This is a genomic window from Acinetobacter kookii (assembly GCF_900096895.1).
Lineage (GTDB): Bacteria > Pseudomonadota > Gammaproteobacteria > Pseudomonadales > Moraxellaceae > Acinetobacter > Acinetobacter kookii.
This window is the reverse complement of sequence record NZ_FMYO01000004.1, coordinates 21663-48461: the sequence shown is the minus strand read 5'-3', so window position 1 is coordinate 48461 and position 26799 is coordinate 21663. Positions and strand designations below refer to the sequence as shown.

27 protein-coding genes are annotated in these 26799 nt (G+C 45.8%); 19 read left to right on the top strand and 8 right to left on the bottom strand.

Going from position 1 to position 26799, the window contains the following annotated elements; all coding sequences use genetic code 11:
• Nucleotides 1-14: 14 nt before the first annotated feature.
• The 3 genes from BLP85_RS07765 to BLP85_RS07755 all read left to right on the top strand — a co-directional run bounded on the left by BLP85_RS07765 (nt 15) and on the right by BLP85_RS07755 (nt 2593).
• The gene (locus tag BLP85_RS07765; protein WP_092819552.1) at nt 15-371 is read left to right on the top strand and encodes a hypothetical protein; all 357 of its coding nucleotides are present in this window, start codon (nt 15-17) and stop codon (nt 369-371) included.
• Between the two features lie 265 nt (nt 372-636).
• The gene (locus tag BLP85_RS07760) at nt 637-936 is read left to right on the top strand and encodes a hypothetical protein (RefSeq protein WP_228143267.1); all 300 of its coding nucleotides are present in this window, start codon (nt 637-639) and stop codon (nt 934-936) included.
• Nucleotides 937-958: 22 nt separating this feature from the next.
• Entirely contained in the window at nt 959-2593 is a 1635-nt protein-coding gene (locus BLP85_RS07755) for a SulP family inorganic anion transporter (protein WP_092819551.1), read from the top strand.
• A gap of 315 nt (nt 2594-2908) precedes the next feature.
• On the opposite strand, the gene BLP85_RS07750 is transcribed toward BLP85_RS07755, so the two are convergent.
• Together BLP85_RS07750 and ppk1 are read right to left on the bottom strand one after the other, a co-directional pair.
• Entirely contained in the window at nt 2909-3136 is a 228-nt protein-coding gene (locus BLP85_RS07750) for a hypothetical protein (protein WP_092819550.1), read from the bottom strand.
• A 117-nt stretch (nt 3137-3253) separates the two neighbouring features.
• A complete protein-coding gene (gene ppk1 / locus BLP85_RS07745; RefSeq protein ID WP_092819549.1) occupies nt 3254-5332 on the bottom strand; it encodes a polyphosphate kinase 1 in 2079 nt (692 codons plus the stop codon).
• Nucleotides 5333-5750: 418 nt separating this feature from the next.
• Between ppk1 and phbB the strand changes: the two genes are divergently transcribed.
• The 4 genes from phbB (at nt 5751) to BLP85_RS07725 (ending at nt 10080) form a co-directional block, all read left to right on the top strand.
• Nucleotides 5751-6497 carry a beta-ketoacyl-ACP reductase gene (gene phbB / locus BLP85_RS07740; RefSeq protein ID WP_092819548.1) on the top strand — a complete coding sequence of 249 codons (747 nt, stop codon included), beginning with the start codon at nt 5751-5753 and terminating at the stop codon, nt 6495-6497.
• 85 nt (nt 6498-6582) lie between these two features.
• Nucleotides 6583-6927: a phasin family protein gene (locus BLP85_RS07735; RefSeq protein WP_086197569.1), complete on the top strand. Its 345-nt coding sequence runs from the start codon at nt 6583-6585 to the stop codon at nt 6925-6927.
• 122 nt (nt 6928-7049) lie between these two features.
• On the top strand, nt 7050-8819 hold the full coding sequence (gene phaC / locus BLP85_RS07730; RefSeq protein WP_092819547.1) for a class I poly(R)-hydroxyalkanoic acid synthase: 1770 nt from the start codon (nt 7050-7052) through the stop codon (nt 8817-8819).
• Nucleotides 8820-8901: 82 nt separating this feature from the next.
• On the top strand, nt 8902-10080 hold the full coding sequence (locus BLP85_RS07725; protein WP_092819546.1) for an acetyl-CoA C-acetyltransferase: 1179 nt from the start codon (nt 8902-8904) through the stop codon (nt 10078-10080).
• 80 nt (nt 10081-10160) lie between these two features.
• On the opposite strand, the gene BLP85_RS07720 is transcribed toward BLP85_RS07725, so the two are convergent.
• Nucleotides 10161-11738, bottom strand: a complete 1578-nt coding sequence (locus BLP85_RS07720) for a Na/Pi cotransporter family protein (RefSeq protein WP_092819545.1) — start codon at nt 11736-11738, stop codon at nt 10161-10163.
• Between the two features lie 309 nt (nt 11739-12047).
• Here BLP85_RS07720 and BLP85_RS07715 point away from each other — a divergent pair, with 309 nt between their 5' ends.
• The gene (locus BLP85_RS07715; RefSeq protein ID WP_092819544.1) at nt 12048-12290 is read left to right on the top strand and encodes a TIGR03643 family protein; all 243 of its coding nucleotides are present in this window, start codon (nt 12048-12050) and stop codon (nt 12288-12290) included.
• Here the strand turns inward: BLP85_RS07715 and BLP85_RS07710 are convergent.
• Both BLP85_RS07710 and BLP85_RS07705 read right to left on the bottom strand, forming a co-directional pair.
• Entirely contained in the window at nt 12287-12439 is a 153-nt protein-coding gene (locus BLP85_RS07710; protein WP_092819543.1) for a DUF2256 domain-containing protein, read from the bottom strand. The genes BLP85_RS07715 and BLP85_RS07710 overlap by 4 nt on opposite strands.
• A gap of 3 nt (nt 12440-12442) precedes the next feature.
• Nucleotides 12443-13966: a cryptochrome/photolyase family protein gene (locus BLP85_RS07705; RefSeq protein WP_092819542.1), complete on the bottom strand. Its 1524-nt coding sequence runs from the start codon at nt 13964-13966 to the stop codon at nt 12443-12445.
• A gap of 384 nt (nt 13967-14350) precedes the next feature.
• Between BLP85_RS07705 and nudC the strand changes: the two genes are divergently transcribed.
• The 9 genes from nudC to BLP85_RS07660 all read left to right on the top strand — a co-directional run bounded on the left by nudC (nt 14351) and on the right by BLP85_RS07660 (nt 23478).
• Nucleotides 14351-15124, top strand: coding sequence for an NAD(+) diphosphatase (nudC, locus tag BLP85_RS07700; RefSeq protein ID WP_092819541.1), 774 nt, complete (start codon nt 14351-14353; stop codon nt 15122-15124).
• Between the two features lie 169 nt (nt 15125-15293).
• Nucleotides 15294-15842 (top strand): lipocalin family protein, encoded by a 549-nt coding sequence (locus tag BLP85_RS07695; protein ID WP_092819540.1) that lies wholly within the window; start codon nt 15294-15296, stop codon nt 15840-15842.
• Between the two features lie 135 nt (nt 15843-15977).
• Complete coding sequence (locus tag BLP85_RS07690) at nt 15978-16964, top strand: acyl-CoA desaturase (RefSeq protein WP_092819539.1); 987 nt, start codon at nt 15978-15980, stop codon at nt 16962-16964.
• Nucleotides 16961-18244, top strand: a complete 1284-nt coding sequence (locus BLP85_RS07685; RefSeq protein ID WP_092819538.1) for an NAD(P)/FAD-dependent oxidoreductase — start codon at nt 16961-16963, stop codon at nt 18242-18244. Before BLP85_RS07690 ends, BLP85_RS07685 begins: the two co-directional genes overlap by 4 nt.
• A gap of 9 nt (nt 18245-18253) precedes the next feature.
• A complete protein-coding gene (locus tag BLP85_RS07680; protein WP_092819537.1) occupies nt 18254-19048 on the top strand; it encodes a DUF1365 domain-containing protein in 795 nt (264 codons plus the stop codon).
• The gene (locus BLP85_RS07675; protein WP_092819536.1) at nt 19045-20241 is read left to right on the top strand and encodes an SAM-dependent methyltransferase; all 1197 of its coding nucleotides are present in this window, start codon (nt 19045-19047) and stop codon (nt 20239-20241) included. The genes BLP85_RS07680 and BLP85_RS07675 overlap by 4 nt, the downstream gene beginning before the upstream one ends.
• 25 nt (nt 20242-20266) lie before the next feature.
• On the top strand, nt 20267-21046 hold the full coding sequence (locus tag BLP85_RS07670) for a DUF1295 domain-containing protein (RefSeq protein ID WP_092819535.1): 780 nt from the start codon (nt 20267-20269) through the stop codon (nt 21044-21046).
• An 8-nt stretch (nt 21047-21054) separates the two neighbouring features.
• A complete protein-coding gene (locus BLP85_RS07665; protein WP_092819534.1) occupies nt 21055-22104 on the top strand; it encodes an SAM-dependent methyltransferase in 1050 nt (349 codons plus the stop codon).
• A 39-nt stretch (nt 22105-22143) separates the two neighbouring features.
• The gene (locus BLP85_RS07660; protein WP_092819533.1) at nt 22144-23478 is read left to right on the top strand and encodes a sensor histidine kinase; all 1335 of its coding nucleotides are present in this window, start codon (nt 22144-22146) and stop codon (nt 23476-23478) included.
• A gap of 5 nt (nt 23479-23483) precedes the next feature.
• On the opposite strand, the gene BLP85_RS07655 is transcribed toward BLP85_RS07660, so the two are convergent.
• From BLP85_RS07655 to BLP85_RS07645, 3 genes are read right to left on the bottom strand one after another with little or no spacing between them, the layout of a single operon-like run.
• A complete protein-coding gene (locus BLP85_RS07655) occupies nt 23484-24170 on the bottom strand; it encodes a response regulator transcription factor (protein ID WP_092819532.1) in 687 nt (228 codons plus the stop codon).
• Nucleotides 24171-24181: 11 nt separating this feature from the next.
• On the bottom strand, nt 24182-24682 hold the full coding sequence (locus BLP85_RS07650; RefSeq protein WP_092819531.1) for a chalcone isomerase family protein: 501 nt from the start codon (nt 24680-24682) through the stop codon (nt 24182-24184).
• Nucleotides 24658-25230: a nuclear transport factor 2-like protein gene (locus BLP85_RS07645; protein WP_171259685.1), complete on the bottom strand. Its 573-nt coding sequence runs from the start codon at nt 25228-25230 to the stop codon at nt 24658-24660. The genes BLP85_RS07650 and BLP85_RS07645 overlap by 25 nt, the downstream gene beginning before the upstream one ends.
• A 392-nt stretch (nt 25231-25622) precedes the next feature.
• Between BLP85_RS07645 and BLP85_RS07640 the strand changes: the two genes are divergently transcribed.
• Together BLP85_RS07640 and BLP85_RS07635 are read left to right on the top strand one after the other, a co-directional pair.
• Entirely contained in the window at nt 25623-26111 is a 489-nt protein-coding gene (locus BLP85_RS07640; RefSeq protein WP_092819529.1) for a hypothetical protein, read from the top strand.
• Between the two features lie 6 nt (nt 26112-26117).
• Nucleotides 26118-26510 (top strand): GGDEF domain-containing protein, encoded by a 393-nt coding sequence (locus tag BLP85_RS07635; RefSeq protein WP_171259683.1) that lies wholly within the window; start codon nt 26118-26120, stop codon nt 26508-26510.
• Nucleotides 26511-26799: the final 289 nt, after the last annotated feature.

Sequence of the window (26799 nt, the reverse complement as noted above, 5' to 3'; positions counted from 1 at the left end):
AGGTAGAAATGAATATGGCTCGTATCGTTTTAGACAGTTTAACTGCGATGGATGGCTTTATTGCAGCAGCATTAGTAGATAGTGAAAGTGGTTTAGCTTTAGCCGTTCAAGGAACCGGCATAGATTTAGAACTTGCTGCAGCAGGCAATACCGAAGTCATACGCGCGAAACGTAAAATAGCCAGAGCACTTCAATTAAATGATGATATTGAAGATATTTTAATTACTTTGGGCAAGCAATATCACCTGATTCGCCCGCTGGAAAGTAATGAAAACTTATTTCTTTATCTTGTTTTAGATCGTTCTAAATCAAATTTAGCCATGGCTCGTTTTGAACTTAAAGCATTTGAAAAAGAACTGGACTTTTCTTAATACTAGATTCGAATCAAATTTATCTAAGCATCTCTACTTGAGATGCTTATTATCATATGACAGCTTTCATTTAATTTAAAAAAAGACTTTGCTTAGAACGCATGAGATAAAAATAACCGTGTTCAACTTTTGCTGTGCCGATTATCATTCCTAGTTTTTATAGGTAATGAAGTTCTAATTAAAACTACTTTTTTTACAGACTTTTATTCAACTGATTTGTTATGCTGTCAAAGGATTGATGGGCATCGTAAAAAACCTGAAAAACATGGATAGCAATCATAAAAAACCTAAACATTCAATTGTATGGCGGGATCAGCTAGAAGCGCAGGATTATCCTGCCGCGAGTTCTGATTTATGTTTATTGTTGCATTCTCCTTCACCGATTGAAAAACTGCTGAACCGGTTACAAGCCGAAACCATCCTTCCGTTTAAAGCCAAAGATATTTTTCATGTGGCACGTGATTTAGGACGGCATCAATTAATTATCGCCGATGGTGATCACCACTTTATGCGTTGTATCTGCAGGATGAAGATGCCCTCATTCCTTGCCAGATGCTTTCACTGACTGTACAAGATTTGGCTAGTGTATGACGGCTGCTAAAAAACTCCCGATTTTTGATGTGATTGCAGGTTTATCTATTGCAGGATTACTGCTGCCTGAAGCGGTCGCCTATTCCAATATGGTCGGGTTGCCACCGCAAAGTGGTCTGGTGGCACTGGTGTTGGGTTTAGTGCTGTATGGTCTGATCGGGAATAGCCGTTTTGCGATTGTTTCTGCGACCTCGTCATCTGCCGCAGTCATGAGTTCAGGTCTGGCAACCATGGTCATGTTTTCTTCACCGGAACGGACAGGTCTGGCCTATGCACTGGTATTTCTGTCGGGCATTTTACTGGTCATCGCGGGGTTGTTTAAGCTTGGAGATGTGACGCATTTTATTGCCAAGCCTGTGCTGAAGGGTTTTTCCTTTGGCCTGGCACTCAGCATTGTGGTGAAACAGCTTCCTTCAGTATTACAGGTACATCCCGTACACAGTGATTTTTTCCGCCAGTTGTGGGAAATGTTGCAAGCCTATTCAAGCTGGAACTGGCATGCCTTAAGCATGGGACTCGGTGTCTTTTTCACCTTACACTTCACCCAGCGCTATAAAACCATTCCAGTGGCTTTATTGCTGATTATTTTAGGTATCAGTTTCAATGTGATGGGATATACCCAGGCATGGGGAGTCCGTTCTGTTGGACATTTTGAGCTGGTTTTACCGAGTATTCACTTGCCGCAGTTGAGTATGAATAGCTGGTTGCAACTGGTAGAACTTTCAATGGCCGTTGCACTGATTATTTATGCCGAATCTTATGCTTCCATTCGTACCTCGGCACTAAAACACCATGATGCAATCCAGCCAAACCGTGACCTGATTGCATTGGGCGTGAGCAATATCTGCTCAGGACTGTTTAAGGGAATGGCGGTTGGCGCAGGCTATTCCGCAACTTCAGCCAATGAGTCTGCAGGGGCAAAGAGCAAAAAATCAGCCTGGGTCGCAGCGCTGGCCGTGGTGATTTTTTTGCTGTTTTTTCGCCAGTATATCGCCAATATTCCGGAACCTGTTTTGGCGGGTATTGTGATATATGCAGTCAGTGGACATATTCGTTTTGCCCCATTTAAACAATATTTTATCTGGCATAAAGATCGCTTGCTGTCGATTGTTGCAATTTGGGCCGTGATTATTTTTGGTGTGCTTAATGGGTTGCTGATTGCGGTGCTGGTGAGCGTTTTAATGTTATTGAAAAGCTACGCTGTCCCTCGCATTGCCTGGCTTGGACGTCTCAATGGCGGGCATGATTTTGTTGACATCAACCGTTTTCCTGAAGCTATAGCACCGGAGGCTATTTTAATTGCACGACCTGATCATCCCCTGTTTTTTGCCAATGCAGAAAAAATCTGTCATGCGATTCTAAAGAAGGTTTCTGAGCAAAATTATCAGTATGTGATTTTAAATCTTGAAGAATGTCCAAGCCTGGATAGTACCAGTATTGAAGCCTTGTTATTGCTGGCTGAACATTTGCAAGAGGAGGGGATTGAGCTGAAATTGGCGCGCGTACGCCGTTCAGTCGCAGAAACTTTATTGTATGTGAATAGTCCTTTATTTCCCCGTTCTAGTTATGATGCACAAAGTGTCGATGATGCCGTCAGCCAGTTAGAAAATCGTACTTCAGCTTCAACTTGAGCGCAGGGAGTACATCAGGCTTACGGTACGACTCTGGATAAAATCGACCGAGAGCATACCTAGACCTGCTTTTCCAGCTAAAATCAGCAAAATGCAAATCTTGCCGGATGGAAAACAATACGCTGATGGTTATGAGCTGATTGAGTGGGAAGAACATTTTATCGTTAGCACACCTGCGGTATTTAAAGCATGTGCTCGCTCAAAGCTGATCCTGACAGTGTGCTATTTTTATTATATCTGTCAGGTTATATCGGGCAATTGATCAAGAGCAATTACACAACATTATTTACAGCCTCATTAAATATTTTGCACTTCTTACTTTACTTTAAAATGATGTTTCTCAGGAATAAGTTTGATTTTTATTTTTTTATAAAGTCGTTCTTCGGCATTTTCTGCTGATTTGGTGACTTTATCTGCAAATTTCTGATCAGACATAAGCATGGCATACGTTTTATAGCCTATTTCAAGCGCTTGTGTTTTATTGCCTGCCTGTTCAAACTGTTCAATTAATTTGTTGATTTTTTTAACACTGATATCGTTCATGTAACTGACTCATTCCCTCTTGATTTTTACTTTAGGATTTGATTGTTACAATTTGGTTAAAATGAATTTAAATCATTGCATGTGATTGTCTTTTATACAATAACTCGCAAATTTCCATTAAAAAATCTGATTCATTAATTGTTGCTGGGCAATGTAGACTGCCTGTCCATTACTCGGCTGGCATTGTATCCAGGTTCCATCGGCTTGTAATTCCCATGCACGCCGATTATCTTTGAGATAATTATTCAATCCATCTTCAAGAATTTGTTTGCGAATTTTTTTATTCTCGATCGGAAAACAGGTTTCGATGCGAGAAAATAAATTACGTCCCATCCAATCCGCACTGGCGCAATACAGTTTGCTGTCACCATCATTATAAAAATAATACACTCTGGTATGTTCTAGATAACGTCCAACGATTGAACGTACACGAATATTGTCGGAAAGCCCTGCAACTTGTGGTCGTAAGCAACAAATTGAACGAACAATTAAATCGATCTGTACACCCGCTTGTGAGGCTTTATAAAGTTCATGAATCAGTTGCGGTTCAGTTAATGCATTGACCTTAATAATGATCTGCGCTTTTTTTCCTGCCTTACTGTTTTTAATTTCCTGCTGTATGAGTTCAAGCAATTGTGAATGCAGGGTAAATGGCGCGTGAAACAGTTTTTCCAGTTTTATGGTTTTTCCCATACCAGTTAATTCTTGAAAGATTTTATGCACATCTTCACAAATATCAGCATCACTGGTGAGTAAGCCATAATCGGTATAGATTTTGGCATTGGTCGCATGATAGTTCCCTGTGCCTAAATGAACATAACGTTTAATTTTGTCTATTTCACGACGCACAATCAGAATCATTTTGGCATGAGTTTTATAGCCGACAATCCCATATACAACAACCGCCCCAGCTTCTTGTAACAGATTGGCAACTTCGATATTTGACTCTTCATCAAAGCGAGCACGTAATTCAATCACGGCAGTGACTTCCTTGCCATTTCGTGCCGCTTCAGCAAGGACTTGCACAATTTCAGAATCTACACCGCTTCGATAAAGGGTTTGTTTTATGGCCAACACATGTGGATCACGGGCTGCCTCTTTCAGTAATTTAATGACCGGAGCGAAAGAGTGAAAAGGGTGGTGTAATAAAATATCTCCGGTTTTTAATACCTCAAATATGGATTTGTTGCCATACAACGCTTTTGGCAATTTTTGTACATAGGGAGGGAAACGTAACTCTGGCAAATTAAAGTTCGATATAAAGCGGGCCAGGTTAACAGGGCCATTCACCAGATAGAGCTGGTCTTGATCAAGATCAAATTGTTCAAGTAAATAATCGGTAATCATTTCTGGACAATCTTTATTCACTTCAAGTCTGACAGCACGACCAAAACGCCGGGATGAGAGTTCTCCTTTTAAAGCTATTGCTAAATCTTCTACATCCTCTGATACGGTGAGGTCAGCATTTCGCGTCACCCGGAATTGATAACACCCCGTGGTGGTCACCCCGGGAAATAATTCATGAATATGTTGCTGAATGATCGCGGAAAGTAAAATGTAGTGCTCAGCCTCACCAGAAACATGGGTAGGCAATTTAACTAATCTTGGCAATGACCGGGGTGCAGGAACAATCGCTAAATCAATTTTTCGTCCAAAGGCATCGTTGCCTTCCAAAGTGACAATAAAGTTTAGGCTTTTATTGGCTAAACGGGGAAAAGGATGTGCGGGGTCCAGACTGATGGGAGTGACAACAGGTTGAACTTCATGATGAAAATAATCTTTAATCCATGCTTTATGTTTTTGAAGGATATCGCCATGCTGAATAAAATTAACCCCATTTGCTTGAAGTTGTGGCAGGATATTATAGTTCAGTATTTTATACTGTTGCTCGACTGCCTCATGGGCAAGCTTAGAAATTGTCGCCAGTATTTCTGAGATGAATAAATTATCCGGACGGGTCTTGTTATTGCTGGACAGTTCAAATTGCTGTATCAAACTCGCGACACGTATTTCAAAAAATTCATCGAGATTTCGTGAAAAAATAATTAAAAAATTGAGCCGTTCAAGTAAAGGGTATTCCGTATCTTTCGCCTGTGCCAATACTCGCTTATGAAATTCAAGTAAGGAAAGATCCCGATTAATATAAGTTTTTAATGTATGTAGGGGAGAAGTTGAAGGCACATTCAAAGCAGTCATTTATGGCTCTTATATCATTAGATAACAAGGTTCAAATCAATTGAATAAACATTGCTAAAACCCTTAGATGAGACAAATTGATTTTCAGTAGGTTTAAAGAAAATTATTGTATTAATAAAAGGTTAGAATGGAATTCTATGCAATTTAGTATTTTGCGGATATTAAATTACAGATTTGTGAAATTGCCTGTTATTTATTATTTAAGTGTATGTTATTTATACTTTTAGGGATTCTATTGCACTATTTACCTAGTTTTTTTTTAGAGTTACTTAAACCTAGAGCCATTTACATTTGTTCATAAAAAAAATCGGTCGCCTGTAATCGAGCCTTAACATAGAAAGGGTTAATTTAAGTCCAGATTCCAAAGAATCTTTGTGAATTCACTCAACCATTTTTTCGATTTGCTAAAGGTAAAGATATGTCCGAAAGAAAAGTCGCATTTGTGACAGGGGCACTCGGTGGTATTGGTAGTGAGATTTGTCGTCAGCTGGTGAAGGCAAATTATAAAGTGATTGCAACGGTTGTGCCTCGAGAGGAAGACCGTGAAAAGCAGTGGTTAAAAAGTGAGGGATTCCAACAGGAAGATGTCCGTTTTGTCTTAACCGATCTGACCCATCATGCTGATGCGACGAGCGCAATCGAGGATGCGATACAGGCTGAAGGTCGCGTAGATGTGTTGGTGAATAATGCCGGCATCACACGCGATGCAACATTTAAGAAAATGTCCTTCGAACAGTGGTCACAGGTAATCGATACCAATTTAAAGACACTATTTACCGTGACCCATCCAGTCTTTAATCAAATGCTGGAGCAAAAGCAGGGACGCATTGTCAATATTAGTTCGGTCAATGGTCTGAAAGGACAGTTTGGTCAAGCGAATTATTCAGCCGCAAAAGCGGGCATGATCGGTTTTACCAAGGCTCTGGCTCAGGAAGGTGCACGTTCCAATGTTTGCGTGAATGTTGTAGCCCCGGGTTATACGGCAACACCGATGGTGACTGCCATGCGGGAAGAGGTCGTAAAAAGTATTGAAGACCAGATTCCTTTGCAGCGTCTTGCCCAGCCTGAAGAAATTGCAGCGGCAGTCATGTATCTGGTCGGTGAGTATGGCACCTATATTACGGGTGAAACCTTATCGATCAATGGCGGTTTATACATGCAATAAGTCCTGTGCTCACTGAGCCAGTTTTTTCATTTATTTTTTAACAATAACTAAATTTTAAGTACTATAAATCAATGGAGTAATACACATGCTATATGGCGATATCTTTTCAAACATGAATGCTCAGTACAAAAATATGTTTGAACCTTATGCAAAATTTAACAGTCTGGTGGCAAAAAATTTTGCGGATCTGACCAATTTACAACTCAATGCTGCACGTCATTATGCCGATATTACCTTGTCGCAAGTCTTTGCCAACAGTGAAGTCAAAGACATGCAAAGTATGATCAATTGTGGTATGAAGCAAGTGGAAACCATGAGCAAACTCAGCCAGCAAATGATTGATGATGGCCAAAAACTGGCAAGCTTGGCCACTGAATTTAAAGCCGAGTTTGACAAGTTAGTTAGCGAATCGATGCCGAACAATAAATAACGGTTAACAGTCCTAATGAAGATTGAAGACTAGCGAGCGGGGAAGTGGAGATCACTTCCCCGTTTTTCGATTCCATTCCTGATAGGAAAGTGAGGAATGACCCAGTATGCGGAGTGGTGCAAATGCAGCAGAATCTTTTTCAGTTTAATCAGAACGTCCAGCGTTTTTTCGATGTCCATGAAGAAATCTGGAAGAAAGTGCAAGAATTTTACTATGGTGATAATCCGCTCAATGATGCATTGAGCAAAGTCAACAGTGAAGATATGAACCTGTTCTTTCAGGCATTAACCAAAAATCCGGCACGCTTGATCGAGATGCAGAGCAAATGGTGGATCGGTCAGATGCAGATTTACCAAAATATCATGCTGCGCAGTGTGAACAAGGATATTCAGCCTCTCGTGAAACCTGAGCCGGGTGATCGCCGTTTCAAGGATACACTTTGGCAAGAACCCAATTACGATCTCTTGACCCAGTCTTATCTGCATTTCAGTCAATTGGTACAAGAAATGCTGGATGAGGTCGAAGGCATCCCAGATAAAGTCCGCCAGCGTATCCACTTTTTCACCCGCCAAATGGTGAATGCCTTTTCTCCCGGCAATTTCTTGTGGACCAATCCGGAAGTGATTCATCAGACGGTACAGGAACACGGGCAAAATCTGGTGCGTGGCATGGAAATTTTCCATGACGATATCATGAACAGCAGTAAATATCTGTCCGTACGCATGGTCAATAATGACTCGTTCCGTTTAGGAAAAGATCTGGCCTATACGCCGGGTGCGGTGGTCTTTGAAAATCCGGTTTTTCAATTGTTACAGTATGAAGCGACCACTGAAACTGTATATCAGACGCCTATTTTGCTCATCCCGCCTTTTATTAATAAATACTATATTCTGGATTTGCGTGAGCAGAATTCTTTTGTGAACTGGTTACGTCAGCAAGGGCACACGGTATTTTTAATGTCCTGGCGTAATCCGGGAGCTGAACAAAAGGACATGCGCTTTGAGGACCTGATTACCTCCGGTACGGTTGAGGCGATGCGTGTCATTGAGGAAATGACCGGAGAAAAAGAGGTCAATGCCATTGGTTACTGTATCGGCGGAGCAGTGCTTGCTGCGACGCAGGCGTACTATGTAGCGAAACGCTTGAAGAATCCCGTCAAGAGTGCAACCTACCTGGCAACAATGTTGGACTTTAACAACCCAGGCAGTTTGGGTGCCTTTATTAATGAGCCGGTCATTCAAGGTATTGAAACTTTGAATCAACAGGTGGGCTATTTTGATGGCCGTATGTTGGCGGTGACATTTAGTCTGTTACGTGAAAATACCCTGTACTGGAACTATTACATTGAAAACTACCTGAAGGGCAATCATCCATCTGACTTTGATATTTTGTACTGGAATAGTGATGGCACCAACATTGCCGCACATGTGCACAATTTCTTAGTGCGCAATCTGTACTTGAATAATGAACTGATTCAGCCGAATAAGGTCAAGGTCAATGGTGTGGGTTTAAACTTGTCGAAAGTAAAAACACCAAACTTTTTTATTTCGACCCAGGAAGATCATATTGCACTGTGGGATATGTGCTTTAAAAGTTCTACCTATCTGGGTGGGGAAAGCACACTGGTACTCGGCGAATCTGGACATGTAGCAGGCATTGTCAATCCGCCAAACAGCAACAAATATGGGTGTTATACTAATAGTGTACCCTATGAAAACCCGAAACAGTGGCTGGCAGATGCCCAGTTCCATCCAGAATCCTGGTGGTTACGCTGGCAGGAATGGATAGCACCTTATACTGGAGATCAGGTTCCAGCACGTACATTAGGTAGTGCAACTTATCCTGTCAAGGAAGCAGCACCAGGCAGCTATGTTCAGGTCAGTCTATTTTAGCATTTAGGGATTCTCACTGCCGGTCTATAGTATCGAGGCGGGAGTATCAAGCAAGATGTAAGTTAAAAAATAGGAAATAAAAATGAAAGAAGTAGTGATTGTTGCCGCAAAACGTACTGCGATTGGAAGTTTTTTGGGTAGTCTCGCCAGTGTTAGTGCACCGCAGTTAGGAAAGGTGGTGATTGGTGCGGTATTAGATGCTGCCGGAGTAAAGCCAGAACAGGTAGATCAGGTCATTATGGGGGATGTGTTGACAGCAGGTGTGGGACAAAATCCGGCACGTCAGGCAGCAATTGCTGCGGGTATTCCTGTTTCAGTACCAGCTTCAACCTTGAATGTGGTGTGTGGGTCGGGACTGCGCGCTGTTCATTTGGCAGCACAGGCCATTGCGACTGGTGAAGCCGATATTATCGTGGCAGGTGGTCAGGAGTCGATGTCACAAAGTGCACATATTATCCAGATGCGTAACGGGCAGAAGATGGGCAATGCGCAATTGGTGGACAGCATGGTCTATGACGGTCTGACCGATGTGTATAACCAGTATCACATGGGAATGACCGCCGAAAATATTGTGGAAAAACTGTCAATTAGCCGTGAAGATCAGGATGCTTTGGCACTATCATCTCAGCAGCGTGCAGTCAAAGCACAAGCGGAAGGTAAATTTGACGCGGAAATTGTGCCGGTTCAAGTATCACAACGTAAAGGTGATCCGTTAGTTTTTGACCGTGATGAATATATCAAAGCCGAGACTACTGAACAGAGCCTAGCCATGCTGCGCCCAGCCTTTAAAAAGGATGGGACGGTGACTGCAGGTAATGCATCGGGGATTAATGATGGTGCAGCAGCCGTATTGATGATGAGTGCCGATAAAGCAGCAGAGCTCGGTTTACAGCCACTCGCAAAAATTAAAGCTTATAGCATGTCGGGTATTGAACCGGAATTGATGGGACTTGGTCCAGTAAATGCTGTGAGAAAGACCCTGGAAAAAGCAAGCTGGTCTTTGGAAGAGATTGATCTGATAGAAGCCAATGAAGCCTTTGCCGCACAAGCTTTAGGGGTTGCGAAAGAACTGGGCCTGAATATGGACAAGGTCAATGTCAACGGCGGTGCCATTGCCTTAGGCCATCCGATTGGAGCCTCAGGCTGCCGAATTCTAGTCACGCTGTTACATGAAATGCAACGCAGTGAAAAGAAAAAAGGACTGGCGACCTTATGTATTGGTGGTGGAATGGGCGTTGCATTAGCAGTTGAGCGGCCTTAAACATTATTTCTGATTGCGAGAAACTTTGTTGCATAAAGATTTTCAAACCTACATATAAAAGCAGAGGGCGGCTTTCGATGTTAACGTTCGGCCAGCACCTTGGATAATCTTTTGGTATGGGCGATTAATCGGTCGAGCCAGCGTTTTGCAGCCAGTAGTTTTAAACTTCTGGCTGCACTCAACCGGTTCAATGTGGCATATTGCATCACTTCCTCACGTAAGGCAGCACGATGCTCATCGCTCCACTGTTTAAGATTGGCGACTTCCTGCTTGAAATTTTCAATCTTTTCAGCATTTTCTAAAAAATCCGGACGGATAACATAATGCTCGAGAAGATTTAAAAAATCTAAAGCCACTTGATAAATCTGGGGTTGGGTGCGAATAGCCAGTGCATAGGGAACACCTTCCAGATCACTACGCAGAACCCGAATATAAACCATCATGCGTAATAAAGAGGTCAAGCGCTGTTTATCTTGTTGATACTCTGGCACCACAATTTTCTCTAAATAAAATTCAAGATGCTCGATTTCATCATCTAATTGCGGTAATTCTTTTGGGCTCAAATTGACCCCATCCTGAAAAGCACGACGTAATATCTCAAACATCTGCATCAGGATTTGATAGGCAACTTTTTCTGCAGCAATGATGGCCACGCTTGGCATCTCCAGATTGGATTCATCCAGAATTTCGAGCACACCGGACTTTTTCTGAGGCAAAAACTTGCATATGAGCTGATTAAAGGGATGGATCAAGGGCATAAAAATACATGCGCCCAGCAGGCTAAACAGGGTATGGAATGCCGCCACAATCACGACCTCATCCCATGCCGCAATATATTGAACATGACGGTAGGCCCAGTTCAATAAGGGAATCAGCAAAAAGAAAGCAAATACGGCACTGATGAGGTTAAAAATCACATGCACCGCTGCAGTCCGTTTGGCATTCACTGAGCCGCCAATCACGGCCAGTACTGCAGTGGCAACTGTCCCGATATTTTGCCCGATCACCAGGAACAAGGCCTGCTGCAGGTCAATTGCAGTACTGGCTAAAGCAGCCAAAGTCGCGGTAATGGCAGCACTGGAAGACTGCAGCAACACCGTCATGATCAGTCCGATCCAGACCAGAAACAGCTTCTGCCCAAATGAATCATAGTGAAAAATGGACAAATCAACTTGTTGGGCCAGACCTGACATCGCAAACTGTAATTGCTCAATTCCAAAGAAAATCAGGCCAAAACCTGCAAGCACAAAACCGGATAATGCCAAACGGCCATGCGTTAACAATTTGAGCAACGCACCTACAGCAATCATGGGTAAGGCAAAAGTGGCGATAGAAAACTTCACCCCCAGCAAAGCCACCATCCAACCGGTACTGGTTGTTCCGATATTGGCGCCAATAATCACCCCAATCGCCTGGGTAAAACTCAATACTCCAGCTCCGACAAAACCGATCGTCGCAAGTGTGGTGGCTGTAGAGGACTGGACAATCAAGGTCAGACCAATACCGGAACACAGTGATTTCAACGGCGTTCCGGTAAATTTGGTCAACCACACCCTTAAAGTTTCACCGGCCATCTCTTTTAGGCTGTCGGTCATTAAAATCATGCCAATCAAGAATAAACCAATCCCGCCACAGAGCTGAGCAATAATTTCGAGCACAATTTCCCCAAGGTGTTTTTAGCATCAGCATACCGTCTGCTACAGGGGATGTCATTAACATCGACCTGGGGTATAGGCTTTGGTAGTAGGTGCTTGGAGCACATCTTGACCTCACCAGCCGTATAGGACTGAAAATAAATAGAATCGCCTGAAAAATCACAAAATATTCATCTTCAGTTTTTTAAGATCAATTTGGTCAATTTCATCTGACCAAAATACACAGAGAGATCAATTTAAATCTTGTCTCTCAAATTTTATTTAAAGAATGAAAACAGTCAGGGGTATGTGGTGCGTCGAGTAATTGAATATATGGGAGCAGACCTGTCACGGATTATTGAAATGGCCTGGGAGGATCGAACCCCATTTGAAGCTATTCAACGTGAGTTTGGTTTGAATGAAGCGGCGGTGATCCGCTTGATGCGGCAAAATATGAAAGCATCAAGTTTTAAAATGTGGCGTGAACGCGTCACCGGCCGAAAAACCAAGCATCTGCAGCTGCGTTCACCCGATGTGATACGGGCCTATTGTTCACGGCAATACAAACGGTTTTAAGCATTTGATTTTGAAATCCATTTGGACTCACGTTTACATCGTTCAGAACAGTATCGTACTTCCTCCCAGCAGCGTTGCCATTTTTTGCGCCAAGTAAAAGGACGCAAGCAGTGGATACAAATTTTTTCAGGGAGATGCTGTTTTTTCATCGTTTATAACTCATTGATCCGGCTAAGAAGCTGCTGGGCATGGCTGATGATCTGCTGCCGATATTTCAGTTTGTCCAGCTGCCGATAGATCATGCCCATACGTGGATGAGTACGGAATTTCATCTCGTGCCGGATCATGAAATACCAGTACAGGCTATTGAACGGACAGCTGTCCAGCTCGGTACGGGTTTTGACCTTGTAGCTACAGTGTTTGCAGTAATCCGACATCTTATGGATGTAATTACCCGAAGCCGCATAGGGTTTGCTGGCCATCAAGCCGCCATCGGCATGCATTACCATGCCCAGCGTATTCGGCAGTTCTACCCATGCATAGGCATCGGCATAGACCGCCAGATACCACTCGCTGATCTGCTGCGGGTCTATACCAGTCAATAAGGCAAAATTGCCAGTCACCATCAAACGCTGGATATGATGTGCATAGGCATGCTGAAAGGTATTGCGGAAACACTCCGCCATACAGTTCATCCGGGTACGGCCAGTCCAGTAAAATTGTGGCAGCGGTGCTGAGTGCTGCAGCGCATTGCGGTTGGCATATTCCGGCATGTACAGCCAGTAAATTCCGCGGACATATTCGCGCCAGCCGAGAACCTGCCGGATAAAACCTTCCACGGCATTCAGTGGTGCATGACCGGCATGGTAGGCTGCTTCTGCCGCATCACAGACTTCTCTGGGCAGCAGCAGGCCACAGTTCAGATAGGGCGAGAGCAGGCTGTGAAACAGCATGTCTGCACCCTGAACCATGGCATCCTGATAATCGCCAAAATGCGGCAAACTGTGGGCAATGAAATGCTCCAATGCAAGCAGGGCATTGCTGCGTGTGGTGGCCCAGCGGAAATCGCTAAGGCTTCCGGGGTGACGGGAAAACTCGCGTTCAACCAGTTCCAGTACATCCAGATCAATCTGATCGCGTTCAAAATGGAGTGCTGGAGGCAATCGCGGACTGCCTGACCAGGTCTTGCGATTGGCACTGTCATAGTTCCACTGTTGTCCAAGCGGCTGTTGTCCCTGCATCAAGTAGCCGGTCTGCTTGCGCATTTCCCGATAAAAATATTCCATGCGCAGCGTCTGGTAACGGCTGGCCCAGTGCCGGAACTGCTCCGGACTGCAGAAAAAACGCTCATCATTCAGGCACTGTACCGGCAGTTGAAGATGCTGGCTCCAGTACTGTTCAATCTGCTGCTGCAGGCGGTATTCTCCGCATTGGGTCATGACCAGTTCTGTGACGGGGAACAGCTGTTGCTGTACCTGCACAAAATCCAGCAGGCTACGAATCGGACTGCCGGATTGAAAAGCATGGTAACGTACACGCCAGCCCTCGGCCTTGAGCTCTTTGGCAAAATGACGCATGGCGCTAAAAATCAGGGCAATTTTCTGCGGATGATGGGCGACATAGGTGGCTTCCTCAACCACTTCGGCCATCAGGATCACATCCCGGGTACGGTCCAGCGCTTTGAGCGTAGCAAGCTGATGATGAAGCTGGTCACCCAGAATTAAACCGAAACGCATAGCCATTCCAGACCCGATGAAAGAGCGCCCAGTGTAAAGCCAGACAGTTCAATTTTTTGTGAAAATAAAGATCAATCCGCATGTTGAATCAATTCAACTCCGCCAGATGACCCGCTGGCATTGCACGGAAATCATGAGTACTGCAATAACAGACTGTTCATCCCTATAACGCCAAAGCCCGTTGATGAAACTCACATCGCATGATTCCTTAATGCATAGGTGGTGTGAAAATTATGTGATTTTAATCAAAAAGATACAAATTATTATGGTTGTAATTCAGGCAGCTTACGCCTAGTATCTGGCTAGAAGTTACTCCATGTAAACTTCCTTAGTTTTGTCCCATACACCCCTCTGTATGGGATTTTTTTTAATCAGGGAATTGTCATGAGCATGCATTCAAAAGCGTATATTTTTAGACAGCAGCAATTACTGGTGGATGAGCATTTTCAGTTGCCGCAGGTAGCCAGACTGCAGCACGACCTGAACCTGACGGAAAATGGCGAGGTCATTGCCCGTGACCTGAAAGAAGACGAACCGGTGCCGCAAGGTTATCAGCTGGTTCCGATCCGGCAACTGGTGCAAGTCTGGAGCAGAACGCAGTTTGAACAGGCCAGCCGTGCGGTACAGTTACTGGAATGGCGCCGTAATCACCGCTTTTGCAGTAAATGCGGTCACGCCACCCAGCAGCACGCCAGCCAGTATGCCATGGTCTGTCCATCCTGTGGCTATAACCAGTATCCGCGGGTGAACCCCTGTGTGATTACCATCATTACCCGGGGCGCAGATGAAATTCTGCTGGCAAAAAATGCCCGCAACAAAACCCAGATGTACAGCCTGATTGCCGGCTTTGTTGAAGTCGGGGAAACCCTGGAAGAGGCAGTCCGCCGTGAAACGCTGGAAGAAGTGGGGCTGCAAATCAAAAATATTCAATATCTGGCCAGTCAGCCATGGCCGTTTCCCAGCAACCTGATGATGGCTTTCAAGGCGGAATATCATGCAGGGGACATCCAGATTCAGGAAAATGAACTCAGCGATGCGCAGTTTTTCAAATTTGATCAGTTACCCGAAATTCCGTTCAAGGGCAGTATCGCCTATGCCATGATTCAGCATGTGATGCATGGAACGCCTGTTGCAGATGACAGCAAAGAGTGGCTTTGAAACAGCAATCCTGTTTGGGGCTCTCAAATAAACTGCGCTAACGCCCTAGGTCCTGAATATTCAGATGGCATTTCCTGACCAATAGACCCTGAATCGCAGCATTTGATCTTCACACTTTGTTCACATCCAGCTGGGTTATCTTAAGGCTGTAATCAAACAAGGCTAAAAAATGAACATGCGATTTAAGTCTGTTTTTGCAGTGACGGCACTGGCCATCATCAGCTTAAGTACCACGATCCGAGCAGAAACTGCTGCGCCTCAGGCAGTCGATCAGGTGGATATCCAGCAGTATGCAGGCAAGTGGTATGAAATTGCGCATTTGCCGATGTATTTTCAACGTAAATGCGTCTCAAATATCACAGCGCAATATAGCCTCAATGCCGATCAGACCATGCGTGTCTTGAATAGTTGCCGGATTGCCAATGGCGAATTGATCAGCTCTGAAGGGGTTGCCTATTCGCAAAATGCGGGCAACAGCAAACTGAAGGTCAGTTTTTTGCCGCAAGGTTTAAGATGGATTCCGTTTACCAAAGGTCATTACTGGGTATTACGAGTGGATCCGGAATATAAAGTGGCACTGGTGGGTGGACCAAGCAATAAATATCTGTGGATTTTATCGCGTGAACCGCAACTGGATGAAGCCACCTATCAGTCCTATCTGGAAACCGCAAAACATTATGGTTATGACGTGACAAAACTGATCAAATTGCCGCATTAATCTGTTACCCTTTTGCCGAACTGCCTAGTCTCTCTACAGTTCGGCTTTTTTTATTTACTTCACATAAAATTCATATCTGACTGATTACACTCATCAAATAGAATAAAGACAATCGCTTGAAAATAGGATGAGTCCATGTTGAACAGTCTGATGCGATGGATAGACAGCTGGTCTACACCCACAGCGCCCGAAACACTGACGGCTGAAAACAGCAAGATTCAGTGGCTGCGGATTTTACCCTTTATTCTGTTGCATCTGGCCTGTTTCGCCGTGTTCTGGGTGGGAGTGTCGTGGTTTGCGCTGGGCTTTATGCTGCTGTTCTACCTGATCCGCATGTTTTCCATTACGGCTTTTTTCCATCGTTATCTATCGCATAAAACTTTTCAGACTTCGCGTCCGGTACAGTTCCTGTTTGTATTACTGGGCACCATGAGCGCGCAGCGTGGTCCGCTCTGGTGGGCGGCGCATCACCGCTATCACCATCGCTATACCGATACCTTGCAAGACCCGCATTCCTCGACGCATGGTTTTTGGTACAGCCACATCGGCTGGTTCTTAAATGAATACAACTTTGCTACGCGTAAAGAAGTCATTAAAGACTGGCTGAAATATCCGGAACTGATCTGGCTGGACCGTTTCAGCTTAATTGTGGTGCTGCTGACCGCGGGCGGGATTTATGCGCTAGGGGAATGGCTGGCCATCACCTGGCCGCAACTCGGCACTTCCGGCCTGCAATTGCTGGTCTGGGGCTTTGTGGTCTCCACCGTGTTACTCATCCATGCCACCTTATGTATCAATTCATTGGCGCATCATTACGGCAGCCGGGATTTTGACACTGAAGATCACAGCCGCAACAATTTATTTCTGTCCATTATTACCTTGGGTGAAGGCTGGCATAACAATCATCACTATTATGCAGGCAGCACCCGGCAAGGCTTTTACTGGTGGCAGATTGATGTCACCTATTATCTGCTGAAACTCATGTCTTGGCTCGGGCTGGTCTGGGGACTCAAGCCGATTCCGGCACGGGTCTATGAAGCCAGTAAAATTGCCCAGGCTCGGAAACAGAAAAAAGCCGCTACGGCAGGCACTCACACGATTCAATCGAAGGAATCACCATGAAAATTGCGATTATTGGTTCAGGTATTTCCGGTCTGTATGCCGCCTGGAAACTCAGCAAAGTGCATGAAGTCACGGTCTTTGAAAAGAATAATTACTTTGGAGGCCATACCGATACCCATCAGCTGAATATAGACGGCGAACAGGTCGCAGTAGACAGTGGCTTTATTGTATTTAATGAGCATAACTATCCACTGTTCTGTGCCATGCTGAAAGAACTCGGGATTCAATCACAAAGCAGTGACATGGGCTTTTCGGTGAATAATCAGGTCACGGGCTTGCAGTACAATCCATCGAAAAAATTCTCGCTGCTGTTTAGACCGCAAAACTTTTTAAAGGCTGATTTTCGCGCGATGTTGTCGGATCTGTTCCGCTTCTATGCGGCGAATAAAGATCTGGATGTGGAGCAGCTTGATGCACAGCTCAGTATTGATGAGTATCTGAATCAGCATGGCTATTCCGAAGCCTTTCGTCAGGAACATCTCTATCCGATGTGCGGGGCACTGTGGTCCTGTCCGGTGGAGCAAGCCGGACAGATTCCCTATAAATTTGTAGTAAGCTTTTTCCAGCATCATCGCATGTTGCAGCTAAAAAACCGTCCTTTGTGGCTGACGGTCAAGGGTGGATCGGCTCGCTACGTTCGTGCCATTCAGGCCCAGGCCAATATTAGCTTCCGCAAGATGAGCGTTTTGCATGTCTCGCGGAGTGCCAATGATGTGCTGATTGAAACGCAACAAGGCAGTGAACGTTTTGACTGGGTGATTTTTGCCAGCCATGCCGATGACAGCCTAAAACTGTTGAAAGACCCGTCAGCGCAGGAACTGGATGTACTGGGCAAGTTCCGCTATCAGGATAACCGTATGGTGGTACATTCCGATACACGCATCATGCCCAAATCCAGACGCCAGTGGGCCAGCTGGCATGTGCATGTGACCCCGAGTCAGGCCACTGAACAGACCCCGTTCCAGCACAGCGGCATTCATTATGGTTTCAGTTACTGGATGAACCAGCTGCAGAACCTGAAATGCAAAACCCAGGTCTTTGCCACCCTGAATCCTAATTTTGCCCTAGAGCCGAAAAAAGTCTGGGTAGAGCGGTATTACCGTCATCCGGTGTTTGATGCCCCGGCGATTGAAGCACAACAACGCTGGGCCGAGGTCAATGCCCAGAACCGCACCTCATACTGTGGCGCCTACTGGGGCTGGGGCTTTCACGAAGATGGGGCGCGCAGCGCAGCCTGGGTGGTCGATCAGCTATTGCAGCAGACTGAGCAGGTAGCCTAGGAGCACATGATGCAGATCTATCCACTGGCGATCGCCGCTGCCGAAATTCGGCATCGCCGTTATTTGCCCAAAGCCCATGCTTTTGAGACCCAGCTGACCTATTTATGGTTTGATCCGGATCAACTCTCGACCTTTACCCGAAAATCCTGGCTGTGGTCCTCTAGCCGCTGGAATTTCCTGACCCTGGATGAGCGTGACTTTCTGACCATGGAATGTGGTTCGATTCGGCAGAAGGTCGCACGCCTGCTGATCAAGCGAGAAAACTATCTGTTATCGCATGCCGCTTCCATCCGGGTGCTGGCTTTGCCGCGCACACTCGGCTTTCGCTTTAATTCCGTGGTGTTTTATCTGGTCTTTGGTGCCACCGATCAACTGCTCTTTGTGCTGAGCGAAATTACCAATACGCCGTGGAATGAACGTCAGGTCTATATCCACGACTGCCGGAACAATGCAGCTGAACATGTGCCGTACCAGAGTCACCAGTTTGATTTTAAAAAGGCTTTTCATGTATCGCCGTTCATGCCGATGGCACTGGATTACCGCTGGCGCTTCAGCTTCTCCGATCAGCAGAACGTGATTCATATGCAACTGTTTGAGCAGGACGTGCTGCAATTTGACGCCACCCTGAAATTTTCCCTGCAGGCCATCACGGTTCCTTCACAGCAGCATCGCTATGCTGTGCTGAAAGTTCTTGAACCCTTCAGGATGGTCAGCGGAATTTATCTGCATGCCTTTCGTTTATGGAAAAAGAAAATTCCGTTTTACCGGCATCCTAAAAAAGAAAAAGGAAACACATTGCGATGAAAACACTATTCATGGGAGAACAAAGCACACTGCCGGTGGTATTACGGCATTTGCTGAAATTACGGCATGGTCAGCTGATTTTTAAAGGCGTCTGGAACGGGCCGGTCGGGGAAAACAGCGATCTGCAGGCCGTGATTCAGGTGCATGATGCCCGTCTGATGGAACTGTTGTTCCGTAATGGTGTGCTTGGTGCAGCAGAGGGTTTTATCCGCGGTTACTGGAGCAGTGAAGATCTGGTGGATGTGATCCGCATTCTGGCACGCAACCGCGATGTACTGGACCGGATGAACCAGAATGCCGTGGCCAAGGCCAGCCAGTTGCTGTTAAAGCTCTGGTACCAATCGCGCAAGAACTCGATTGATGGCAGCCGCAAAAATATTGCCGAACATTATGACCTGAGCAATGACTTTTTCAAGCTGTTCCTGGATAGCAGCATGATGTATTCCAGTGCGGTGTTTAAAGAGCCGGGCATGAGCCTGGAACAGGCTTCGGATTATAAAAAAGAGCTGATCTGCCAGAAACTCAAGCTGAAACCGATGGATCATTTGGTCGAAATTGGCAGTGGCTGGGGCGGTTTTGCCATTTATGCCGCACAGCAGTATGGCTGTAAAGTCACCACCATCACCATTTCCAAGGCACAGTACGATGAAGCCGTAGCTCGGGTCGCTGCTGCCGGACTGTCACATCGCGTCACTGTCCAGCTGAAAGATTACCGTCTACTGGAAGGCAAATACGACAAGCTGGTGTCGATTGAAATGATCGAGGCCGTGGGTGAGCAGTATTTGCCGACCTATTTCCGCAAATGCCGTGAACTGCTGAAACCGAATGGTTTAGCGCTGATTCAGGCCATCACCATTGAAGATGCCCGCTATGCCAAGGCCCTGAATACCGTGGACTATATCAAGCGCTATATCTTCCCGGGCAGTTTTATTCCCTGCATCAGTGTCATGACCCAATCCGCTTCCGAGCAAAAACTGCGTCTCAAGCATCTGGAAGATATCGGTCTGAGCTATGCCCAGACCCTGAACTGCTGGCGTCAGCGTTTTCTGGAGCAGCGTGATCAGGTACGGGCGCTTGGCTTTGATGAGCGCTTTATCCGTATGTGGGATTTTTATCTGTGTTATTGCGAAGGTGGCTTCCGCGAAGGCGTGATCAGTGATGTGCATCTGCTGTTCGAAGCCAGTGCTTGCTAAGCCGTGATAAAACAGGAGGACTGAGATGCTGCTGAATTTACTGGTGCTGAATGTCTTTATCATGTTCTGCAGCTGGCTGCTGGTGACCTATAACCAGCGTGCCGGACTGGTCGATGTGGCGTGGAGTTTTAGTATTGCACTCAACGTCATTATCGCAGCCTGGGTGATGGAAACTGCACCGCTGCTGGTTCGGGTATTTCTGGGCGTGTTTAGCGGCATCTGGTTTTTACGCCTGACCTGGCATCTGCTGCGCCGTTATGCCAATGAAACCAAGGAAGACACCCGTTATGCCAATATGCGCCGGGCCATGGGCAGTTATCAGCATCTCGGTTTTCTGGCCTTTTTTATGTTTCAGGCCGGGCTGGTGGTGCTGTTTTCCTATCCGATGCTGGAGCTGCTCAGCATTCCGGTCCAGCAATGGAATGACTGGACTCCCTATGCCGTACTGATAGCAGGCCTGATTATGCTGCTGGCACTGATCGGGGAAAGCACGGCCGACCAGCAGCTCTACCGTTTCAAGCTCGATCCGCAAAACCGGGGCAGAACCCTGGATCGGGGACTGTGGAAATATTCACGCCATCCAAACTATTTTTTTGAATGGCTGCACTGGTTTGCCTATCCGGTTCTCGGTCTGGCGGCAGGTGTGTATGGATTATGGCTGTATCCGCTGCTGATGTGGCTGTTTCTGTACTACATCACCGGTATTCCCTTTAGTGAACAACAGGCGCTGGCTCATCGCGGCGACAACTATAAAGACTATCAACGACGAACTTCAATGTTCATTCCGTGGCCACCCAAAGAGTAGGTAAATACATGGACTTTATGATTCAACAATCTTTAAAACTGGTCGAAAGTGGCAAACTGCCCGATCCGGTGATTCGGGCCGGCATTCGCAGCTTAAGCAAAAAACGTCTGGCACAGGAAGGACGCTTCGACCCTGCACTGGCTGCCGAGCGTTATATGGATGTGCTGCATATGCTGAAAAACAGCGAGATTGCCATCGAGACCGACAAAGCTAATGAACAGCATTATGAACTGCCCACCGCATTTTTCCAGGCGGTGCTGGGCAAGCGTCTGAAATACAGCGCCAGCCTGTTTGAACACGCGCATACCACGCTGGATCAGGCGGAAGAAGCCGCGCTGGCCAGCTATTGCCAGCGTGCACAGCTGCAGGATGGACAGGATATTCTGGAAATAGGCTGTGGCTGGGGTTCTTTCAGTCTGTACATGGCCGAGCACTATCCCAAGGCCCGCATTACCGTGGTGTCGAACTCCTCGACCCAGCGCCAGTATATTCAGGAACAGGCGCGTCTGAAAAAACTGGATAACCTGACGGTGATTACTTGCGACGTCAATGTACTGCAACTGGAAGCTGCTGCTTTCGACCGTGTGGTTTCGGTGGAAATGTTTGAACATGTACGTAATTACCAGAAACTGTTTGAAAATATCAGCAGCTGGCTGAAAGCGGATGGCTTGCTGTGGTGCCATATTTTCTGTCACCGTTTCCTGCATTATCCGTTTGAAGTGAAAAACGAATTTGACTGGATGTCAAAATATTTCTTTAGTGGCGGTCTGATGCCTGCAGCATCCACTTTTCTGCATTTTCAAGAACATTTGCAGCTGGAACAGCACTGGCAATGGGCTGGTACCCAATATGAACGCACTGCAAATGCCTGGCTGGAGAATATGGACCAGAAGCAGGCCGAACTGCAGCCCTTGTTTGAACAGACCTATGGCGCAGATGCGGCAATCTGGTGGCAGCGCTGGCGGATTTTCTTTATGGCCTGTGCCGAGCTGTTCGGTTATGACCATGGACGAGAGTGGGTGATTGGTCACTTTCTGTTTAAGAAAAAAGCCATATAATTGCACGATGAATCGGATGGGCCAGCGGGGAATATAGCAATGTTAAGGCTGTTTAGGGACAAACGCGATCATCCACTGGGTGAGGTGTTTAACCGCTACTACTGGCTGCAAATCGGATTCATTGCCCTGTCTGTGGTGATCGGGATTGGCTGTAGTGCCTGGGTAATCAAGGGTTCCTTGCTCAGAACTGCGCTGGAACAGGAAATGTCACACTACTGGCAGCGGCTGGAACGCAATCCCGCTGCTGAACTGCCCGACACCAAAAACCTGTATGGTTATCGCTGGAACGATGTACCGCCAGTCCAATTTCGCCACATGCAGCTTGAGCAAGGGGTGAACCGGCATTTTGTCGATGGCAAGGAGCGCATGACCGTTTATGGTGAAAAAGACGGACAGCATGTGCTGCTGGTGTTTGGCGAAAGCAACGTCAACAAGCTGGTCTGGCTGTTTGGTCTAGCACCGCTGATGGTCAGCCTGTTTGTGCTGTATAGTGTGCTGTGGTGGTGGAACCGCCGTGCGCGGCGCTATTTTTCCCCCATTACCCGCCTGGCCAATGCACTGGAGCATATTGACTGGGAACACCAAAAAAATCAGGCTTCGCCGTTTCAGGACATCCGTACCGACTCCAATCTGGAAGCGGAATATCTGAAACAGGCGCTGGAAAAATACCATCAGGTGCTTAGTGAGTTTATTCATCGTGAACGCGAATTTACCGGTGATGTCAGCCATGAACTGCGCACGCCACTGACCATTTTAAAGGGCAATGTGCAGCTGTGTCAGGCACGCTATGGCGACAACAAGTCCTTTACCCGCCTGCATAATACCATTGAGGACATGCAGCTATTGGTCGATACTTTGCTGGCGATTGCCCGCAATACTACTAATACCTTAACCGCTGAACCGACCATGCTTTCAGAATGTCTGGACAATCTGGTGCAGGATCTGGACAGTGTCAGTCATAACAAAGGCATACAGATTGAGCTGCAAAAAGATCTCGATGAACAGCCGCGTAAACTTTATCCGTCGATGACCAAAATGGTGTTTGGCAATATTCTGCGCAATGCGCTGAACTATTCACAAGGCACAGAAATTGATGTGATTCTGCAAAAAAATAAAGTGCTGATTGCTGACAATGGGGTCGGCATTCCTTTACCAAATAACGCCAAAGTCCAGGAGCTTTCCGGGCAGCAGCTGCAACTGGAAATCAAGGGACATGGCATTGGCCTGCAACTGGTACAGAAGCTGTGCAAGCAGTTGGGCTGGCGGGTGGAGCTGTTTGACCGGCAGTATTATCTCGGCACCCATCAGGATGTCGATCTGGCGATGACCACCGGACTGATTGTGGTGGTGTATTTAAACGAGGTTTCCGCCTGAACAGTTTAAGGCTCTAAAGCAATCTTTAAACCGACACCGGATATGGTATGAATCAGCTTCTGCTCAAAAGGCTTGTCGACCATCTTACGCAGATTATAGATATGACTGCGTAAAGCATCACTTTCCGGCTCTTCATCGCCCCAAAGCTCCATCATGATTTCCTGTTTGGTCAGCACTTTAGGTGAATGGCGCATCAGCAATTTTAGCAGTTTAAACTGAATTGGAGGCAGTTCAATGGTCTGACCAGCACGAGTCAACTGCTGTCTGGCCGGGTCCAGAACCAGATCGTGAATCTGCAGACGGCTACTGGATACTTCACCCAGCGAACGCTTGATCAGGGCTTTGACCCGCACTACCAGCTCGTTAAAGTCAAAGGGCTTGACCAGGTAATCATCCGTGCCGGAATTGAAGCCTTTGAGCTTGTCATCCAGGGTATCCCGAGCGGTCAGCATCAACACCGGCAGGTCTAGACCTTCTTCATGACGCAGCCATTCACACAGTTCATAACCGGAACCGTCCGGCAGGTTAATATCCAGCAGCAAGATGTGATAACGCTGCTGTTTCAGTAACTGGCGCGCAGCATTCAGATTCCGTGCATGATCCACCACAAAATCATGTTCTTCCAGAAACTCGCATAAGGTAGAGGCTAGTTCATAATGGTCTTCAACCATCAGGATAAAATGTTTGGACATAGTCGCGGATACTAATTTAATAATTGCTGTTTTAATTTAGCACTAAATGGCTGGGGACCAAGCCATATATTAAAATATTGCTGGGCCAGCGGATGCTGCAGCTGTCCTAAATTTTTCCGGTTCAGGGATAAACTCAAGGTTTGCGTGGCATGTGTATATTTCAAGCGGTACAGGTCACCCGATCTGACCGGACGATACAAATCGCTGATCGGCTTGAAAATGGCTTGGATGTTAGGATCCTTGACGTTACGCTTGAGCAGATGCGTGGCGGCACGCTTGAATGCCCATTCCGGAATATTCTGGGTATAGGCAAAGTCCATCTGGATGGTCTGCTCTTGCCAGGACTGGCTACAGTTTTGGGCAAAATAACTGGCCATACCGACCTGTTTTTGACCCACCATCAGCGGGCCATTGCCACATTGATTCAAGCTTTGGGCCTGCGCCCATGGACTGAAGCTACATCCCATCAGTAACGCCGTGCTAACCGCTAATTTTTGAAAGGCAGTAGCCATGAATAGACCCCTCCGACATAAGGTAGGGAACGGTACAGGCCATTGGCAGGGTCCCAGAAATCCTGCTGGAAAATAATCTTGTTGTCCGCGTTGACCTTAATTTCACTGATGCCAAAAGAATCCATGCTGCGGGTTGTGCCGAACATTTTAAAATCATAGGCCATATGCCAGTGCACATAGGCAGAATCCTGATGATAAGAGGTGTTTAACAGCTTGACACTGACATTGCTGACCCGTTTGTTCATACCCTGAAAATGCTGGACCAGATTTTGCTTGGATGAAAACTGCGACAGGGTATCGTTAATGAACAGCGGATCGGCATACAGCGAGCCGGCTCGTTCCACAAAGGCCGGTGTGCCCAAAGTATTAAATGCTGAGGTAAACCGGGTGCCAATATCCAGCGCTTTTTCCTCATCCAGGGCTACCCCCTGAACAGCGCTTCTGGATTTTGCATAATCGGCTGAATAACTGGGAATACTTTGACATCCGGCCAAAGATAGTAGCGGTAAGGACAAGGCTGCTGCCATTATTTTCTTAACATGTTTCATCATCACTGTCCGTCTTAAATTCATGTATTCACTCTAGATAAAGAGTCGTGAACAGAATGTGAAGAGGAAAGTTGTTTAGAATAGGGAGGTTTCAGTTCCTGCGTTTAACAAAGATGGGCTTAAAAATAATGCATCATTGCGCATGATGAAAGAGAACCCAAAATGGCGCTGTACGTTCTGCTATCGGTGGATTGAGTCCATTTATTCATGTTCGGATTTGCACTTTTTCACATCGATCTTATCTTAAATTAAGCTTAATAAAAGACCACAAATCAAGTAAAATAAAAGTTAGATCAATACTTTATGGGATACTTGCCGACAAGAAATTTTAAATGCTGTAAATGACCTGTTGTTCAACCTATTCCATACACATATTTGAGATACGCTTTTCTATGGATCAATTACATCCCACTAAAAATTCTCAAAATGCAGCACTGATCGAAATAGACGAGGGCATTCGGCTACATATCGCCTGGGCGCAAAAAGTATTTCAATATCTCGTTTTAAAAACACCTGCCGAGCCACAATTTTCCGCGAAAGAAAGCCATTTATTGTGTCATTTTGGCAAATGGTTTCAATCCAATCGCGCCAAGTTTGAAAAAATCAATCCTGATAAAACCCAGGAACTGGAGCAGGCGCATTATTTTGTGCATCATCATTTGCATCATATATTTTCCAGGCTCAGTGACAATCAATCCGTAGAGGCAGTCTTAGTCAGTCAATATCAGAAAAGCCAGAGTGATCTACTGGAACTGCTGATTTATTTTAGAACCCAGTTTATTACCCAGTCATTGCAGTATGATCCTTTAACCGGTTTAGCTTTAAGATATGGAATGGAGAATCAATTCAGTGCCTTGCGTCAGAGTGCTGAAAAAAACTAGAAAATATTGGCAGTCGGTTTACTGGATTTAGATCATTTTAAAGTGGTCAATGATCAATATGGACATCAGGCAGGTGATGAGGTTCTTGCCCATACGGCGCAGATCCTGCGTGATTCCCTTCGAGATACGGACAACATTTTTCGCTTTGGCGGCGAGGAATTTTTAATCTTTCTGGAAGTGGACAATGCCGATTCCCTGCATGAGATTATCGACAGAATTTTTCAGTCACTGCATAGCAATCCGACCCGACTAAAAAGTGGTGAAATGATCTATATTACCGCCACGGTCGGTATTATCCACGTCGAGGCTGATGAAAGCATGGAAAAAGCCATTGCAAGAGCAGACCAGGCGATGTATTCAGGAAAACAGCAGGGACGAGACCGGGCGGTCTTTGCCTGACCAGATATTTTGCAGGTTGCTTGTTGCTGAGTGTCGCATCCATAGATATAGCGAAGTTACGCTAAGCAGGCTTGCCGGTGATAAAATTTTTCCCATTTATAACAAAAGGGTTACGATTAATTAGAATTAAATCAAAATAGGGTGGTAAACCTGATTGATCCATTACGTTTTTGGGGAATTATGACGGGCTTTTGTAATCATGTTTTCTATTTTTTATTTAGCTGATTACTTAGGAATAATAAAGTTGGTTGATTACTTGAGAGATAAATGATTGATAAGAAGCAAAGAG

Bases quoted from the DNA above. Each gene is read 5' to 3' on its own strand.
- ppk1 (WP_092819549.1), bottom strand. From the start codon at position 5,332: ATGACTGCTTTGAATGTGCCTTCAACTTCTCCCCTACATACATTAAAA.
- BLP85_RS07640 (WP_092819529.1), top strand. From the start codon at position 25,623: ATGGATCAATTACATCCCACTAAAAATTCTCAAAATGCAGCACTGATC.
- phaC (WP_092819547.1), top strand. From the start codon at position 7,050: ATGCAGCAGAATCTTTTTCAGTTTAATCAGAACGTCCAGCGTTTTTTC.
- BLP85_RS07670 (WP_092819535.1), top strand. From the start codon at position 20,267: ATGCTGCTGAATTTACTGGTGCTGAATGTCTTTATCATGTTCTGCAGC.
- BLP85_RS07660 (WP_092819533.1), top strand. From the start codon at position 22,144: ATGTTAAGGCTGTTTAGGGACAAACGCGATCATCCACTGGGTGAGGTG.
- BLP85_RS07685 (WP_092819538.1), top strand. From the start codon at position 16,961: ATGAAAATTGCGATTATTGGTTCAGGTATTTCCGGTCTGTATGCCGCC.
- BLP85_RS07675 (WP_092819536.1), top strand. From the start codon at position 19,045: ATGAAAACACTATTCATGGGAGAACAAAGCACACTGCCGGTGGTATTA.
- BLP85_RS07760 (WP_228143267.1), top strand. From the start codon at position 637: ATGGATAGCAATCATAAAAAACCTAAACATTCAATTGTATGGCGGGAT.
- BLP85_RS07710 (WP_092819543.1), bottom strand. From the start codon at position 12,439: ATGAAAAAACAGCATCTCCCTGAAAAAATTTGTATCCACTGCTTGCGT.
- BLP85_RS07750 (WP_092819550.1), bottom strand. From the start codon at position 3,136: ATGAACGATATCAGTGTTAAAAAAATCAACAAATTAATTGAACAGTTT.
- BLP85_RS07725 (WP_092819546.1), top strand. From the start codon at position 8,902: ATGAAAGAAGTAGTGATTGTTGCCGCAAAACGTACTGCGATTGGAAGT.
- nudC (WP_092819541.1), top strand. From the start codon at position 14,351: ATGAGCATGCATTCAAAAGCGTATATTTTTAGACAGCAGCAATTACTG.
- BLP85_RS07690 (WP_092819539.1), top strand. From the start codon at position 15,978: ATGTTGAACAGTCTGATGCGATGGATAGACAGCTGGTCTACACCCACA.
- BLP85_RS07735 (WP_086197569.1), top strand. From the start codon at position 6,583: ATGCTATATGGCGATATCTTTTCAAACATGAATGCTCAGTACAAAAAT.
- BLP85_RS07655 (WP_092819532.1), bottom strand. From the start codon at position 24,170: ATGTCCAAACATTTTATCCTGATGGTTGAAGACCATTATGAACTAGCC.
- BLP85_RS07650 (WP_092819531.1), bottom strand. From the start codon at position 24,682: ATGGCTACTGCCTTTCAAAAATTAGCGGTTAGCACGGCGTTACTGATG.
- BLP85_RS07665 (WP_092819534.1), top strand. From the start codon at position 21,055: ATGGACTTTATGATTCAACAATCTTTAAAACTGGTCGAAAGTGGCAAA.
- BLP85_RS07695 (WP_092819540.1), top strand. From the start codon at position 15,294: ATGAACATGCGATTTAAGTCTGTTTTTGCAGTGACGGCACTGGCCATC.
- BLP85_RS07645 (WP_171259685.1), bottom strand. From the start codon at position 25,230: ATGAAACATGTTAAGAAAATAATGGCAGCAGCCTTGTCCTTACCGCTA.
- BLP85_RS07715 (WP_092819544.1), top strand. From the start codon at position 12,048: ATGGGAGCAGACCTGTCACGGATTATTGAAATGGCCTGGGAGGATCGA.
- BLP85_RS07705 (WP_092819542.1), bottom strand. From the start codon at position 13,966: ATGCGTTTCGGTTTAATTCTGGGTGACCAGCTTCATCATCAGCTTGCT.
- BLP85_RS07680 (WP_092819537.1), top strand. From the start codon at position 18,254: ATGCAGATCTATCCACTGGCGATCGCCGCTGCCGAAATTCGGCATCGC.
- phbB (WP_092819548.1), top strand. From the start codon at position 5,751: ATGTCCGAAAGAAAAGTCGCATTTGTGACAGGGGCACTCGGTGGTATT.
- BLP85_RS07755 (WP_092819551.1), top strand. From the start codon at position 959: ATGACGGCTGCTAAAAAACTCCCGATTTTTGATGTGATTGCAGGTTTA.
- BLP85_RS07765 (WP_092819552.1), top strand. From the start codon at position 15: ATGGCTCGTATCGTTTTAGACAGTTTAACTGCGATGGATGGCTTTATT.